The sequence below is a fragment of the uncultured Sphingomonas sp. genome, from assembly GCF_946477935.1.
Taxonomy (GTDB): domain Bacteria; phylum Pseudomonadota; class Alphaproteobacteria; order Sphingomonadales; family Sphingomonadaceae; genus Sphingomonas.
The window spans coordinates 1-12,301 of sequence record NZ_CAMLAC010000025.1 but is presented as its reverse complement, the minus strand read 5'-3'; the positions used below and the strand labels follow the sequence as shown (position 1 = coordinate 12,301).

12 protein-coding genes are annotated in these 12,301 nt (G+C 65.4%); 8 read left to right on the top strand and 4 right to left on the bottom strand.

Going from position 1 to position 12,301, the window contains the following annotated elements; all coding sequences use genetic code 11:
• Window positions 1-18 precede the first annotated feature (18 nt).
• The 4 genes from bamA to rpmE all read left to right on the top strand — a co-directional run bounded on the left by bamA (window position 19) and on the right by rpmE (window position 4,217).
• Window positions 19-2,742 carry an outer membrane protein assembly factor BamA gene (bamA, locus tag Q0U08_RS04760; RefSeq protein ID WP_298090070.1) on the top strand — a complete coding sequence of 908 codons (2,724 nt, stop codon included), beginning with the start codon at window positions 19-21 and terminating at the stop codon, window positions 2,740-2,742.
• Window positions 2,742-3,401 (top strand): OmpH family outer membrane protein, encoded by a 660-nt coding sequence (locus tag Q0U08_RS04755; RefSeq protein ID WP_298090068.1) that lies wholly within the window; start codon window positions 2,742-2,744, stop codon window positions 3,399-3,401. Before bamA ends, Q0U08_RS04755 begins: the two co-directional genes overlap by 1 nt.
• A gap of 32 nt (window positions 3,402-3,433) precedes the next feature.
• Entirely contained in the window at window positions 3,434-3,886 is a 453-nt protein-coding gene (fabZ, locus tag Q0U08_RS04750; protein ID WP_298090083.1) for a 3-hydroxyacyl-ACP dehydratase FabZ, read from the top strand.
• A 100-nt stretch (window positions 3,887-3,986) separates the two neighbouring features.
• Window positions 3,987-4,217, top strand: a complete 231-nt coding sequence (gene rpmE, locus Q0U08_RS04745; protein ID WP_298090067.1) for a 50S ribosomal protein L31 — start codon at window positions 3,987-3,989, stop codon at window positions 4,215-4,217.
• A gap of 106 nt (window positions 4,218-4,323) precedes the next feature.
• Here the strand turns inward: rpmE and Q0U08_RS04740 are convergent, their stop codons facing one another.
• The 4 genes from Q0U08_RS04740 to Q0U08_RS04725 are packed head-to-tail and all read right to left on the bottom strand — an operon-like array spanning window position 4,324 to window position 7,908.
• Window positions 4,324-5,085: an NYN domain-containing protein gene (locus Q0U08_RS04740; protein ID WP_298090066.1), complete on the bottom strand. Its 762-nt coding sequence runs from the start codon at window positions 5,083-5,085 to the stop codon at window positions 4,324-4,326.
• 8 nt (window positions 5,086-5,093) lie between these two features.
• Window positions 5,094-5,333 carry a hypothetical protein gene (locus Q0U08_RS04735; RefSeq protein ID WP_298090064.1) on the bottom strand — a complete coding sequence of 80 codons (240 nt, stop codon included), beginning with the start codon at window positions 5,331-5,333 and terminating at the stop codon, window positions 5,094-5,096.
• Window positions 5,334-5,390: 57 nt separating this feature from the next.
• A complete protein-coding gene (gene greB, locus Q0U08_RS04730; protein WP_298090063.1) occupies window positions 5,391-5,876 on the bottom strand; it encodes a transcription elongation factor GreB in 486 nt (161 codons plus the stop codon).
• Between the two features lie 10 nt (window positions 5,877-5,886).
• Window positions 5,887-7,908, bottom strand: a complete 2,022-nt coding sequence (locus Q0U08_RS04725; protein WP_298090062.1) for a lytic transglycosylase domain-containing protein — start codon at window positions 7,906-7,908, stop codon at window positions 5,887-5,889.
• Between the two features lie 79 nt (window positions 7,909-7,987).
• Between Q0U08_RS04725 and dapA the strand changes: the two genes are divergently transcribed.
• From dapA to Q0U08_RS04705, 4 genes are all read left to right on the top strand, one after another.
• Window positions 7,988-8,887, top strand: a complete 900-nt coding sequence (dapA, locus tag Q0U08_RS04720) for a 4-hydroxy-tetrahydrodipicolinate synthase (protein ID WP_298090061.1) — start codon at window positions 7,988-7,990, stop codon at window positions 8,885-8,887.
• A gap of 296 nt (window positions 8,888-9,183) precedes the next feature.
• Complete coding sequence (locus tag Q0U08_RS04715; RefSeq protein WP_298090060.1) at window positions 9,184-9,486, top strand: hypothetical protein; 303 nt, start codon at window positions 9,184-9,186, stop codon at window positions 9,484-9,486.
• 60 nt (window positions 9,487-9,546) lie between these two features.
• Window positions 9,547-10,026 (top strand): SsrA-binding protein SmpB, encoded by a 480-nt coding sequence (gene smpB / locus Q0U08_RS04710; RefSeq protein ID WP_112382396.1) that lies wholly within the window; start codon window positions 9,547-9,549, stop codon window positions 10,024-10,026.
• 20 nt (window positions 10,027-10,046) lie between these two features.
• Window positions 10,047-10,601 carry a DUF2062 domain-containing protein gene (locus Q0U08_RS04705; RefSeq protein ID WP_298090059.1) on the top strand — a complete coding sequence of 185 codons (555 nt, stop codon included), beginning with the start codon at window positions 10,047-10,049 and terminating at the stop codon, window positions 10,599-10,601.
• Window positions 10,602-12,301: the final 1,700 nt, after the last annotated feature.

Genomic DNA, 12,301 nt, shown 5'->3' with positions numbered 1-12,301 from the left:
GTGGGTTTGGTGACAGCGATGACTGGTATGAAGTTCGTGCGCGCGGGCGCTGTGCTGCTGGCGGGTACGGCGCTGTCGGGCGTTCCTGCCCTTGCGCAGATCGCGCCGGCTGGGCCGGGTGCTGCCGCCGCCCCCGCACAGGCGCCTGCCGCGGTGCCCAGCGTGACACCCGCACCGGTGCGCACGATCAAGACGCTGCGAGTCGAGGGTGCGCAGCGCATCGAGCCCGAGACGGTGTTGTCCTACACGAAGCTGCGTGTCGGCATCCCCTACACGCCGGAAACGCTCGATCAGGCGCTCAAGGACCTTCAGGCGAGCGAACTCTTCGCCGACTTCTCGATCGCCGGGGTCGAGACGGGCGACATCGTGTTGCGCGTGCGCGAGAACCCGATCATCAACCGCGTGATCCTTGAGGGCAACAAGCGTCTCAAGAACGACAAGATCACCAAGGAAATCCGGCTGGCCCCGCGCCAGATCTTCACCCGTACCGCGGTTCGCCAGGACGTGGCACGCATCATCGAGCTGTATCGTCGTCAGGGCCGGTTTGGCGCGGTGGTCGAGCCCAAGATGGTCAGCCTGGACCAGAACCGCGTCGACGTGGTGTTCGAGATCAGCGAAGGCCCGAAGTCCAAGGTCCGCCAGATCAACATCCTGGGCAACGAAAAATTTTCCGACGACCAGTTGCGCGGCGAGATGGCGACCAAGCAGTCGCGCTGGTTCCGCCTGCTGTCGTCCAACACATCGTACGATCAGGACCGGCTGGCCTATGACCAGCAGAAGCTGCGGCAATTCTATCTGACCGAGGGCTATGCCGACTTCCGTGTCACCAGCGCGGTGGCGGAGCTGACGCCGGACAAGCAGGACTTCATCATCACCTATGTGGTGGAGGAGGGGCCGCGCTATAAGTTTGGGGACGTGGCGGTCGACAGTCAGATCCGCGACTTCGACAACACGAAGCTGGCCGCTTCGCTGCCGATGAAGAAGGACGATTGGTATAACGCCAAGCTGGTCGAGGATTCGGTCGAAAGCCTCAGCCAGACCGCGGGCCTGTTCGGTTATGCCTTCACCGACGTGAACCCCGAGTTCCAGCGCGACCGCGAGGCGCTGACCATGTCGGTCACGTTCAACATCGCCGAAGCCAAGCGCACCTATGTCGAGCGCATCGAGATCAACGGCAACACGCAGACGCAGGACAAGGTCGTCCGCCGCGAGATCCGTCTGGCCGAGGGCGATGCGTTCAACAGCTTCCAGGTCCGCCGCTCGCAGGACCGCATCAACTCGCTCGGCTACTTCCAGGACAAGCTTGAGATCAAGCAGAACCCCGGTTCCGCGCCCGACCGACTGGTGCTGGAAACCAACGTCGAGGAGCGTTCGACGGGCGAATTGCAGCTTTCCGCCGGCTATTCGTCACTGGAACGCTTCATCATCCAGGCCAACATCACCCAGCGCAATTTCCGCGGCAAGGGCCAGGAACTGCGCGCCGGCGTGAACTATTCGGCCTATTCGAAGTCGGTCGAACTCGGCTTCACCGAACCGTACGTGTTCGACAAGAACATCGCGATGGGTGTCGATATCTTCCGCCGCGACTTCAACGCGTTCAACTTCGTCGGCACCAACCGCCAGACCACCTACAGCCAGGTTTCGACCGGTTTCCAGGTGCGCGCCGGCGTGCCGCTGACCGAATATTGGTCGCTGTCCGGCCGCTATGGCCTCACCTATGACGAAGTGGGTCTCGCCAATTCCTTCTTCAACGCAGCAGGGGAGTGCGACGTCACCATCGCCGGCCGTTACCTGTGCGAGCAGCTCGGCAATCGCTGGACCTCGTCGGTCGGCTATTCGCTGATCTATGACAGCCTGAACAGCCGCCTCCGCCCGACCGCGGGCCACCGTTTCTCGTTCAGCCAGGACTTTGCCGGTCTCGGCGGTGACGTGAAGTACATCCGTACCCGCGCCGAGGGATCGAAGTTCAAGGGGCTGGGCAGCGGCTTCGTGCTGTCGTGGCTGGGTGAGGGCGGTTACATCCACTCGCTGGAAAGCAGCCGCGGCCCTGGCATCGACCCCGTCCGCATCACCGACCGCTTCTATCTGGGCGAGCCGCAGTTCCGCGGATTCGACATCCGCGGCGTCGGCCCGCGCGTACAGCGTCGCTTCTTTACCCAGAACGATGCTGGCGAGACGATCCTGAACAATGATCGTAATCAGTTGGTCGACGACGCGTTGGGCGGCAAGGCTTACTACCTGACGCGCTTGGAACTCGAACTGCCACTGGGATCGGGCGCGCGCGAAATGGGTCTGCGTCCATCCATTTATGTGCAGGCGGGCTCGCTGTTCAATCTGACACGCCCGCGTCCGACCGCCGATCCGCCCTTCGAGCAACTGCGTGACGCCAGCGGCAATCTTCGTTTCAACGTCGATGGGTCACCCACTTTGGTGGGCAACATCCAGCGTGATGCCAATGGCAACGCATTGTACGCTACGCCCGAAGGTCTTGGCACGACTTGCGCCACGGGCACGCTCGTCAATGGCGTTTGCACCGGAACCACGGTAAACACCCTTCAACGCAACACGCCGTTCGTGGAAAATTACTACGGTGGTCGTTGGACGCCGCGCGTGTCGGTGGGCATCGGCGTGAACTGGAATTCCCCGTTCGGCCCGCTGCGTATCGATCTTGCCAAGGCGCTGGTGACCCAGGCCGGCGACGACCCCAAGCTCATCACCTTCAACGTAGGGACACAGTTCTGATGAAGACGTTCACGACTCTCCTCCTCGCCGCTGGCGTCCTTGCTGCGGCTCCGGCCGCGGCGCAGGTCGGTGGTGTCGCGGTCGCCGATCCGCAGGGCGCGATCGCCAACTCGCGCGCCTGGACGGCCGCACGCACCCAGATCGAGACGACCTACAAGGCGCAGCTCGACCAGGCCGAAGCACGCCGCCAGGCGCTGTCGACCGAATTGCAGCCGCTGATCCAGCAGTTCAACACCGCCCGCGCGGCGCCGAACGCCAATCAGCAGGCGCTGCAGACCCAGGCGCAGCAGATCCAGACGCGCGAGACCGCCGCAAACCAGGAGCTTCAGCGTCTGACCCAGCCGGCACAGCGTGCGCAGGCCTATGCCATCGAGCAGATCCAGAACCGCCTGGGCGAAGCGGTGCAGAGCGCTGTCCGTGCCAAGAATGTCAGCCTGCTTGTCTCGCCGCAGGCCGTGCTGTTCATGCAGCCGACCGCCGACATCACCGCGGCCGTGACGGCGGAACTCGACCGTCTGGTTCCTACCGTCAACACGACGCCGCCGGCCAACTGGCAGCCGGGCCAGGGTGGCCAGGCCGCTGGCGCCGCTCCCGCCGGCACTGCGCCTGCCGCCACGCCAGCGCCCGCCGCCAATACCCGCCGCAACAGCGGCCGGTGAGCGACCCGGTGACTGAAGAGGTGAAATCCGCCATGGGGCCGCTCGATATCGGGCGGGTCATGGCGGCCCTTCCGCACCGTTATCCGATGCTGCTGGTCGATCGTGTCGAAAGCCTCGTGCCCGACACGTCGATCACGGCGGTCAAGGCGGTGACGATCAACGAAGGCTTCTTCCAGGGCCATTTCCCCGGCCGGCCGATCATGCCCGGCGTTCTGATCGTCGAGGCGCTGGCGCAGGCCGCTGGCGTGCTGGCGGTGGAAAGCCTGGGGCTCGCGGGATCGGGCAAGCTCGTCTATTTCATGGCGATCGACGGCGCCAAGTTCCGCAAGCCGGTGGAACCGGGCGTGCTGCTGCATCTGGAGGTCAGCTTCGTCCAGAAGCGGGCCGCCGTCTGCAAGTTCGCCGGCGTTGCCAAGATCGACGGAAAGGTCGTCGCGGAGGCGAATTTCACCGCGATGATCGCCGACCCGCCAAAGCCTGCCTGATCGCCTCTCGATCAGGTGTTTGACCGGGCGGCGCCCTTTCGCTATGGGCGCCGCTTCGCATTCTCGGCTGGTCGGTACCAGCCACGCAGGAGCTACCGCCATGAAGACCGATACGCATCCCGACTACCACATGATCAAGGTCCAGATGACCGACGGCACCGTGTTTGAAACCCGCTCCACCTGGGGCAAGGAAGGCGACACGATGCAGCTCGACATCGATCCTCTGGCGCATCCGGCCTGGACCGGTGGTCGTGGCCAGCTGCTGGACGCGGGTGGCCAGGTCGCACGCTTCAACAAGCGTTTCGGTGGTGGCCTGACCCTGCGCAAGTAAGCGCCAAGGTCCGACACTTCAGGAAACGGCCCGGCTTCCCCAAGGAGGCCGGGCCGTTTTCGTTCGTGGGCGACCGGTCAGCGTGTGAAGGCAGTACCCGCTTCTCTCAGCGCACCCGCTTCACGAACAGGCGGCCATCGGGGCGGCGCTCGGTCTGGAAGTTGGGCACGGCCTTGATGAGATCGGAAAGGTGGCGGAAGCCGTAATTGCGTGCGTCGAAGCTGGAGCGGTTGCCTGCGAGCTGGCCCATGGCGGACAGGCTGACGAAGCCGCGATCGTCTCGCTTGACCGAGGTATAGGCATCGATCAGCAGTTTCAGCAGATCATCGTCCACCGCACGCACCGCGCTATCCCCCGATCGGGTCTCGATTGCGGGCGGCAGGGATTCAGACAGCGGCACATCGGCGGGGGAGGGCTTCGGGCGCTCGGTCAGTGCGGTCACGTCGATGAAGCGGGTGCAGGCCTGCCTGAACGCCTCGGGCGTGCGGGAACTGCCGAAACCATAGACGGGAATGCCGTCCTGGCGGATGCGCATCGCCAGCGGCATGAAGTCGCTGTCCGATGACATGATGCCGAAACCCTGCACACGGCCGCGAAACAGCAGGTCCATCGCGTCGATCGTCATCTTCATGTCGGTGGCATTCTTACCCTTGGTCATGTCGAACTGCTGCTGCGGCTCGATGCCGTGTTTGACCGACATGTCACGCCAGCCCTTCAGGCCGGGCTTGGACCAGTTGCCATAGGCGCGGCGGACGTTGACGGTGCCGAGCTCGGCCAGCACCGTCAGTACCGGATCGAGGGCGGAGGGGGTGGCGTTGTCCGCATCGATCAGCAGCGCGATGTTACGCGCCGGTACGTCGTCCGCCATGGCCGTCCTTATTCGTTGCCGCCCCGCCGATCGGACCGGTAGGCGGTATCGTTAGCAATCGCGTCTTCCTTTGTAACGCGGTCATGCGCCTCGGGGTCGTCGACTTCGCGGGTCAGGTCGTTTTGCGTCCCGACATCGGTGGCGAGGCGCCCGCCGGCGTGGCCGATCCCCTCGGGCGAGCGATCGGCGGCGTCGATGATCGCGCTGTCGTCATGATCGCGCGCGCTGGTGGTGCGGGGATGTTCCATGTTCTCTCTCCTGTACTTTATGCAGGGAAAGAACCGGCGATGGAGCAGCCCCGTTCCTCAGGCCACCGGATAGGTGATGGCGATGACCTCATATTCCCGCTCGCCGGCAGGCAGGTGAACACGGCGCAGGTCGCCAATCGCCGCCCCGCGCAGAGCGCGTGCGATGGGAGCGTTCCAGCCCACACGGCCTTGTCCCGCCTCTGCCTCGTCATCGCCGACCAGGGTCAGGACGCGTTCCTGATCATCCTCGTCGGCGATGGTGGCGGTGGCACCGAACCAGATGCGGCTCCGGTCCTCCTGACGCGCAGGATCCACCACCTTGGCCGCTTTCATCCGCTTCGACAGCCAGCCCAGCCGCCGGTCGATCTCGCGCAGGCGTTTGCGGCCATAGATATAGTCGCCATTCTCCGAGCGGTCGCCATTGCCCGCCGCCCAGGCAATGGTATCGACCAGCTTCGGCCGCTCGTTGCCGAACAGTTGCTCATATTCGGCACGCAGCGCGGCATAGCCGGCCGGCGTGATATAGTTGGGCCGATCGGTCACGGTTGCGCGATCAACCCGGCCGGCCGGATTTGCCAAGATACCAGCTCAACGGCGACTTCGCGCTCCGGCTTTTGGCGCGGGCCGGGTTCATCAGGTCGTACACGACCGCGTTTTCCAGCACGCGCTGCACGTAGTTGCGGGTTTCCATGTAAGGGATCTGCTCGATCCAGTCGACGATGTCGATCGCGCCGGTGCGCGGGTCACCATTCTGGCGCAGCCACTTGTTCACGTTGCCGCCACCGGCGTTATAGGCGGCGATGGCGAGCGGATAGCTGCCGTAATTGCCGTAGATGCGTTCGAAATAGCTGGAGCCGAGCTGGATCGACAGGTTGGGATCGGTGGTCAGCGCGGCGGGCGAGTAGCTGAGGCCGATCTTGCCCGACTGTTCGGCGGCGGTGGCGGGCATCAACTGCATCAGGCCGCGCGCGCCGGCATGGCTGACCGCGGCGCGGTCGAATTGGCTTTCCTGCCGCGCGATGGCGTGGATCAGCGTCCAGTTGCCCTCATAGCCTTGGGGCACGGGCACGGTCGGGAAGCCGGCGGCGGAATAGTCGGTCAGGCCGTTCTGCATGGCGCTGCGCCCGACCATCACCGCTAGGTCGGGCCGCGCGATCTGGCGTGACAGGTCGGCGGCAAGCCAGTGATCGGTTTCCGTCGTGGCATCGGCCGCGATCTGGCGGACGAAGGCGCTCTGATCCTGATACTGGCCGATCTGGCCCAGGAAGCGGGCGGCGCGCACCACCTCCCGGTTGGCGAAGGCCTGCCGCACCGCGGGCGCGATGACCGGCTCGGCGATGGCAGGCGGCGCGACCAGGGGCTGGCCGGTACGCTCCAGCGACAATTGCCCGTAGAATTGGTCGCGGTAACCGGCCGCCTGCGCATAGAAGGCGGCCGCCTCGCTGGTGCGCCCGGCCGCCTCGGCCGCGCGGCCCGCCCAGTAGAAGCCCTTGGCGCGGGTCTGCGGTGACTGGCTGCCGCGCCCATAGCGCTCGAACAGCACCATCGCGTCGGCAGGGCGGTTCAGCTTCATCGCCGTCTGTCCGCCCAGCCATACCAGGCTGGTATAGTCATCGCGCTCGCCATAGGGCTTGGTCGAGACGTCGGTGCCGGCGGGATACGCGTCATCCACCTGCCGCGCGATGTCGTAGGCGGTCTGCAACTGGTTGTCGGCGGCGGCGGCACGGGCGTTGACCAGCAGCGCCTCATACCATTTCTCGACGTTGCCGGGGCGGCTGGCCAGCGTGCGCGGGCGGGCCAGCCAGCCGCGTGCGCTGGGGCTGGCGCCGCTATTGCGCAGCCATGTCGCACGGTCCGCGATATAGCCGGGATCATTGGCGTAAAGCGCTTGCGTCGCGGCCGACAGATCGGACGCGTTGGCGGCATTGGTGCGGAAGGCCAGCCGCGCCTCGAAGATCGGGCGCCTGGCGGTGCTCGTAAAGCCGATCTGCCGGGCGGCGACGCTGGTCGCGCCCTGCCACAGCAGCGCGTCCATCCGCTGATCATGGTCGTCGGGCGTCAGCGCGCTGCCGAAGCTGGACAAGACCAGCGCTTCGTCGGTCGGCGACAATGGGCCTCGCCGCCATGCGGTGCGGGCCGCCTGTGCTGCCTCCGCATTCGCACCCGTCGCCTGGAGCGCGCGGGCAAAGGCGACGCCGCCGGCGGCGCTCTGCGGCGGGAAGCGGCGGAAATAGGCGACGATGCTCGCGGGCGCAGCGGTGAAGTTCGCCGCCTGCCGTTCGGCGGCGCGGCGGTTGCTCGTCTCGCCCGGCCAGCCGGGATGCGCCATCAGGAAGCCGGCATAGCTGTCGAAGGGCAGCGAGTCGGTCTGCTGCAGCGCGCGCCACTGCGCCAGCGCCGCGGCGATCGTGCCGTCGGCAGGCATCGCATTGGCGGTCTGCGCGCTGGGCGGCATGTTCGCCATCTGGGTGCGATAGCGGTCGAGCTGGTCCTGCGACTGGGTGGTCTGTTGGGGAGGAAGGGTCACGCCGGCAAAGGCCGCCAGCATCATCACGGGTTTCAAAGCAGTCACCATGCTGGACAGGATAAGGCTCCCACCCGTACATGTCCTGAACAAATTGGCTCATCAGCGCAGCAGGAGCGCATTTTCTTCCATGTTCTCAGGATCGATTCCCGCATTGGTGACGCCGTTCGCGGACACTGGCGATCATGTCGGCGGCGCGTTTGACGAGGAGGCGTTCCGTGCCTTCGTCGATTGGCAGATCGAACAGGGCTCCACCGCACTGGTTGCATGCGGCACCACGGGCGAGGCGGCGACCATGCCCAAGGACGAGCATTTCCGCGTCGTACGCATCTGCGTCGAGCAGGCGGCGGGCCGGGTGCCGGTGATCGCGGGAGCAGGCTCGAACGACACGGGCGTGGCGGCGGCCAATCTGCAGGCCGCCAAGGATGCGGGCGCCGATGCCGCATTGATGGTGCCCCCCTATTACAATCGGCCGAGCCAGGACGGCATCGCGCGTCACTTCGCGGTACTTGCCGAGCAGGCGCCGTTGCCGATCGTGCTCTACAACGTCCCCGGCCGCACCGTCACCGACATCCAGCCGGCGACGCTGGTCCGCATCGTCGCGGCAGCGCCGGACATTTTCGTCGGGGTGAAGGATGCCAGCGGTGCGCTCGCCCGCGTATCGCAGCACCGCGCCGGCCTGGGTGGGGACTTCTGTCAGTTGTCGGGCAACGACGATCTGGCTTTGGCATTCAACGCAATGGGCGGGGTGGGGTGCATCTCCGTCACCGCCAATGTCGCGCCCCGGCTGTGCGCCGACTTCCAGGCGGCATGCGCGGCGGGCGATGGTGCGCGCGCGCTGGAACTGCACGACCGGCTGTTCCCGCTGCACGACGCGATGTTCACCGATGCTTCGCCAGGGCCGGTAAAGTACGCTTTGTCGCGCGTGCGGCCTGACATGCCGATGGGCTTGCGTCTGCCGATGACCTGGCCTTCTGAGGCGGCCCGTGCAGCGGTCGACGCTGCGCTAGCGCATGCGGGGCTCGTGTAAGAAGGGATCTGGTTCACGCGAAGACGCGAAGCCGCGAAGAAGAAGATTTGTTCGCGCGGAGGCGCGGAGAGTTGCGCTCGCGGAGAACAGGACGTGCCTTGGCGATCGGGAGACGATCTTAGACGGCCATGAGGATCGAGAGCCTTCGGCTCGGGAAACTCTCCGCGCCTCCGCGTAACCCCTTTTCTTCTTCGCGGCTTCGCGCCTCCGCGCGAAAAAACTTCCACCGCACCCGCCATCATCCCGCCCCAATCGAAGCACAGCCTGCAAAACATCACGGGATGGGAGACCTGACGATGTTGCCCACGCTGCTGTTCGGTTTGCAAGCGGTATCCGGCCCGGTGCTGCCCGTACCCAAGGCTCTGCGAGCAGCGCCCGATTGCGATCGATCGGCAGCGGGTGATGAGGTCGTCGTGTGTGCCCGCACCGATCAGCCGTACCGCCTGAAACCGGTACCCGAGCGCTATACCGAACCCACCATCCCCAAGGCGGAGGTGCGCGTATTCGGCAATGCCAAACTTTCCGCCGAGACAGAGCAGGCCGGCGTCGGCGGCTTTCCCAGCAACCGGGCAATGATGCGCCTGAAAATCCCGTTCTGATCCCCGGCCGTCGCACGCCCGCTTTTCACGGAGGCTGTGACCGCCTACATCCCCGGTCCCATGCGTCCGAAACCCCGTACCTTCGACAAGAAGAAGATCGTTGCCGAGAACCGGCGCGCCCGCTTCGATTATGCCATCGACACGACGTACGAGGCAGGCATCGCCCTGACCGGTACGGAGGTGAAGTCGCTCCGCTTCGGCGAGGGTTCGATCGCCGAATCCTATGCCGAGGTGAAGGGCAGCGAGGTGTGGCTGATCAACAGCAACGTGCCCGAATTCAGCCACGGCAACCGCTTTAATCACGAGGCCAAGCGACCCCGTAAACTTCTCCTTCATGAGCGCGAGATCAACAAGCTGCACGGAGCGGTCGCGCGCGAGGGGATGACCCTGGTGCCGCTGACCGTGTACTTCAATTCGCAAGGACGCGCGAAGGTGGAACTGGCACTCGCCAAGGGTAAGAAGGCGCACGACAAGCGCGAAACGATCAAGGAGCGCGACTGGAAGCGCGAGCAGGGCCGTATCCTGCGCGACCGGGGCTGATGGCCTCGGCGGCGCCGACCATGTGGTCCCGCACCGTCGCCTGGATGCGGCGCAATATGCCGACGCGCGACAGCATGGAGCATAATCGCCTGCTCCGCCCCGTCGCGCACCGCGTGCTGGCGCCCGAGCTGTGGCGCTTCACCCGCCGGTCGGTGCCGCGCGGCGTGGCGCTGGGCATGGTGGCAGGGTTCCTGTTTCCCGTGGCGCAGATCGCCATTGCCGCGCTGTTTGCGCTGCCGGCGCGCGCCAATGTACCGGTCGCGGCACTGACCACGTTCATCACCAACCCGCTGACCACGCCGATCCTTTGGTACATCGCCTATCAAATGGGCCATGCGCTGCTGCGTACCGATACGCCGCTGATCGCGCAGCCGGTGGCGGAAACCGCGACCGGCTGGCTGCAATGGGCGACGGGCGCATTCCATTGGCTGTGGGAACAGGGCCCGTCCTTCGGCCTGGGACTATGCGTGCTGACCGCGGGATGCGCGATACTGGGCTATGCCGGCACCGCGCTCGGCTGGCGCCTGTGGATCGCGCACAAATGGCGGGTTCGCCACCGCCGCGCCCATCCGTGAAATAAGGTCGCAAGGATTGCCGCAAATCTATTGGAGGCGGCGTGCTACCCCGTTAGAACACGCAGCATCGAAGCGCCTTCATGTAAAAGGACCCTTGATGCGTAAGTCGATTCTCGTCGCCTGCCTGCTCGCCTCCACCGCTGCATTCGCACAAAGCCAGACCAATCAGACCCGCACCGTCGGCAAGGCCGCAACCGGTCCGGTCGCGCCTGCCAGCGCGAACAAGCCGCAGATCGGCGACTTCGGCTTCGACATGGGCGGCCGCGACCTGAGCGTGAAGCCGGGCACCGACTTCTTCGATCATTCCAGCGGCACCTGGTACAAGGCGACTGAGATCCCTGCGGATCGCTCGTCCTACGGCATGTTCCACGTTCTTCAGGACCTGTCGCTGGAGCGGACGCGCACCATCCTCGACGCCGCGGCCGCGCGCCCCGGCGACAAGGTGGGTGATTTCTACAGCAGCTTCATGGACGAGGCGGCGGTGAACGCGAAGGGCGTGGCGCCGGTCAAGCCGATGATCGCCACGCTGACCGGCGCGCGCGACAAGACCGCGCTGGTGCAGGCGATGGCCGCGCTGCAGCGCCAGGGGGTCGGTGGCCTGTTCGGCACCTATGTCGGGCAGGATGACAAGGCGCCCGATACCTATATCGTCAGCTTCGGTCAGTCGGGGCTGGGTCTGCCCGACCGCGACTATTATCTGAAGGATGACGCCAAGCTGGCGGCGATCCGCACCGCCTACCAGGCCTATCTGGCGCAGATGCTGACGCTGGCGGGCGAGCCGAACGCGCAGGCGCGTGCGGCGGCGGTGTTCAACCTGGAAAAGACGATCGCGAATGCGCACTGGACGCGCATCGAAAGCCGCGACGCGGACAAGACCTACAACAAGTGGACCGCCGCCGACTTCGCCGCCAAGGCGCCGGGCTTCCCCTGGGCGCAGTATATGACTGCGCTCGGCACCGCGAACCGCCCGGCCTATCTGGTCGCGCAGCCCAGCGCGATCACCGGTGAAGCGAAGGCCTTCGCCGATACGCCGCTGCCGGTGTTGAAGGACTTTGCGATGCTGAAGGTGTTGCGCGCCTATGCACCGTATCTGTCGAGCAATTTCGACAAGGCGAATTTCGCTTTCTACGGCACGCAATTGTCGGGCACGCCCGAGCAGCAGGTCCGCTGGAAGCGCGGCGTCAGCCTGGTGTCGGGCGGCATGGGCGAAGCGATCGGCCAGCAATATGTCGCCAAATATTTCCCGCCCGAATCGAAGGCTGCGGCCGACGATCTGGTGAAGAACGTCATCGCCGCGATGGGCGAGCGGCTGCGCAACCTGGAATGGATGGCGCCGGAGACCAAGACCAAGGCGCTGGCCAAGCTCGCCGCCTTCACGCCCAAGATCGGCTATCCCGACCAGTGGCGCGATTATTCGGCGCTGCAGATCCGTCGTGACGATCTGGTCGGCAATGTCGCGCGCTCCAACGCGTTTGAATATCAGCGCGACCTGAACAAGCTGGGCAAGCCGATCGACCGTGCCGAATGGTTCATGACCCCCATGACCATCAACGCCTATGCCAATCCGACGATGAACGAGATCGTCTTCCCGGCCGCGATCCTCCAGCCGCCCTTCTTCGATCCGAAGGCGGACCCGGCGGTGAACTATGGCCTGTCTCTTATACACATCTGACGCTGCCGACGATACTCCTTGTGTAGAT

Coding starts and splice junctions, on each gene's coding strand:
- bamA (WP_298090070.1), top strand. CDS start 19: ATGACTGGTATGAAGTTCGTGCGCGCGGGCGCTGTGCTGCTGGCGGGT.
- Q0U08_RS04755 (WP_298090068.1), top strand. CDS start 2,742: ATGAAGACGTTCACGACTCTCCTCCTCGCCGCTGGCGTCCTTGCTGCG.
- fabZ (WP_298090083.1), top strand. CDS start 3,434: ATGGGGCCGCTCGATATCGGGCGGGTCATGGCGGCCCTTCCGCACCGT.
- rpmE (WP_298090067.1), top strand. CDS start 3,987: ATGAAGACCGATACGCATCCCGACTACCACATGATCAAGGTCCAGATG.
- Q0U08_RS04740 (WP_298090066.1), bottom strand. CDS start 5,085: ATGGCGGACGACGTACCGGCGCGTAACATCGCGCTGCTGATCGATGCG.
- Q0U08_RS04735 (WP_298090064.1), bottom strand. CDS start 5,333: ATGGAACATCCCCGCACCACCAGCGCGCGCGATCATGACGACAGCGCG.
- Q0U08_RS04725 (WP_298090062.1), bottom strand. CDS start 7,908: ATGGTGACTGCTTTGAAACCCGTGATGATGCTGGCGGCCTTTGCCGGC.
- dapA (WP_298090061.1), top strand. CDS start 7,988: ATGTTCTCAGGATCGATTCCCGCATTGGTGACGCCGTTCGCGGACACT.
- Q0U08_RS04715 (WP_298090060.1), top strand. CDS start 9,184: ATGTTGCCCACGCTGCTGTTCGGTTTGCAAGCGGTATCCGGCCCGGTG.
- smpB (WP_112382396.1), top strand. CDS start 9,547: ATGCGTCCGAAACCCCGTACCTTCGACAAGAAGAAGATCGTTGCCGAG.
- Q0U08_RS04705 (WP_298090059.1), top strand. CDS start 10,047: ATGTGGTCCCGCACCGTCGCCTGGATGCGGCGCAATATGCCGACGCGC.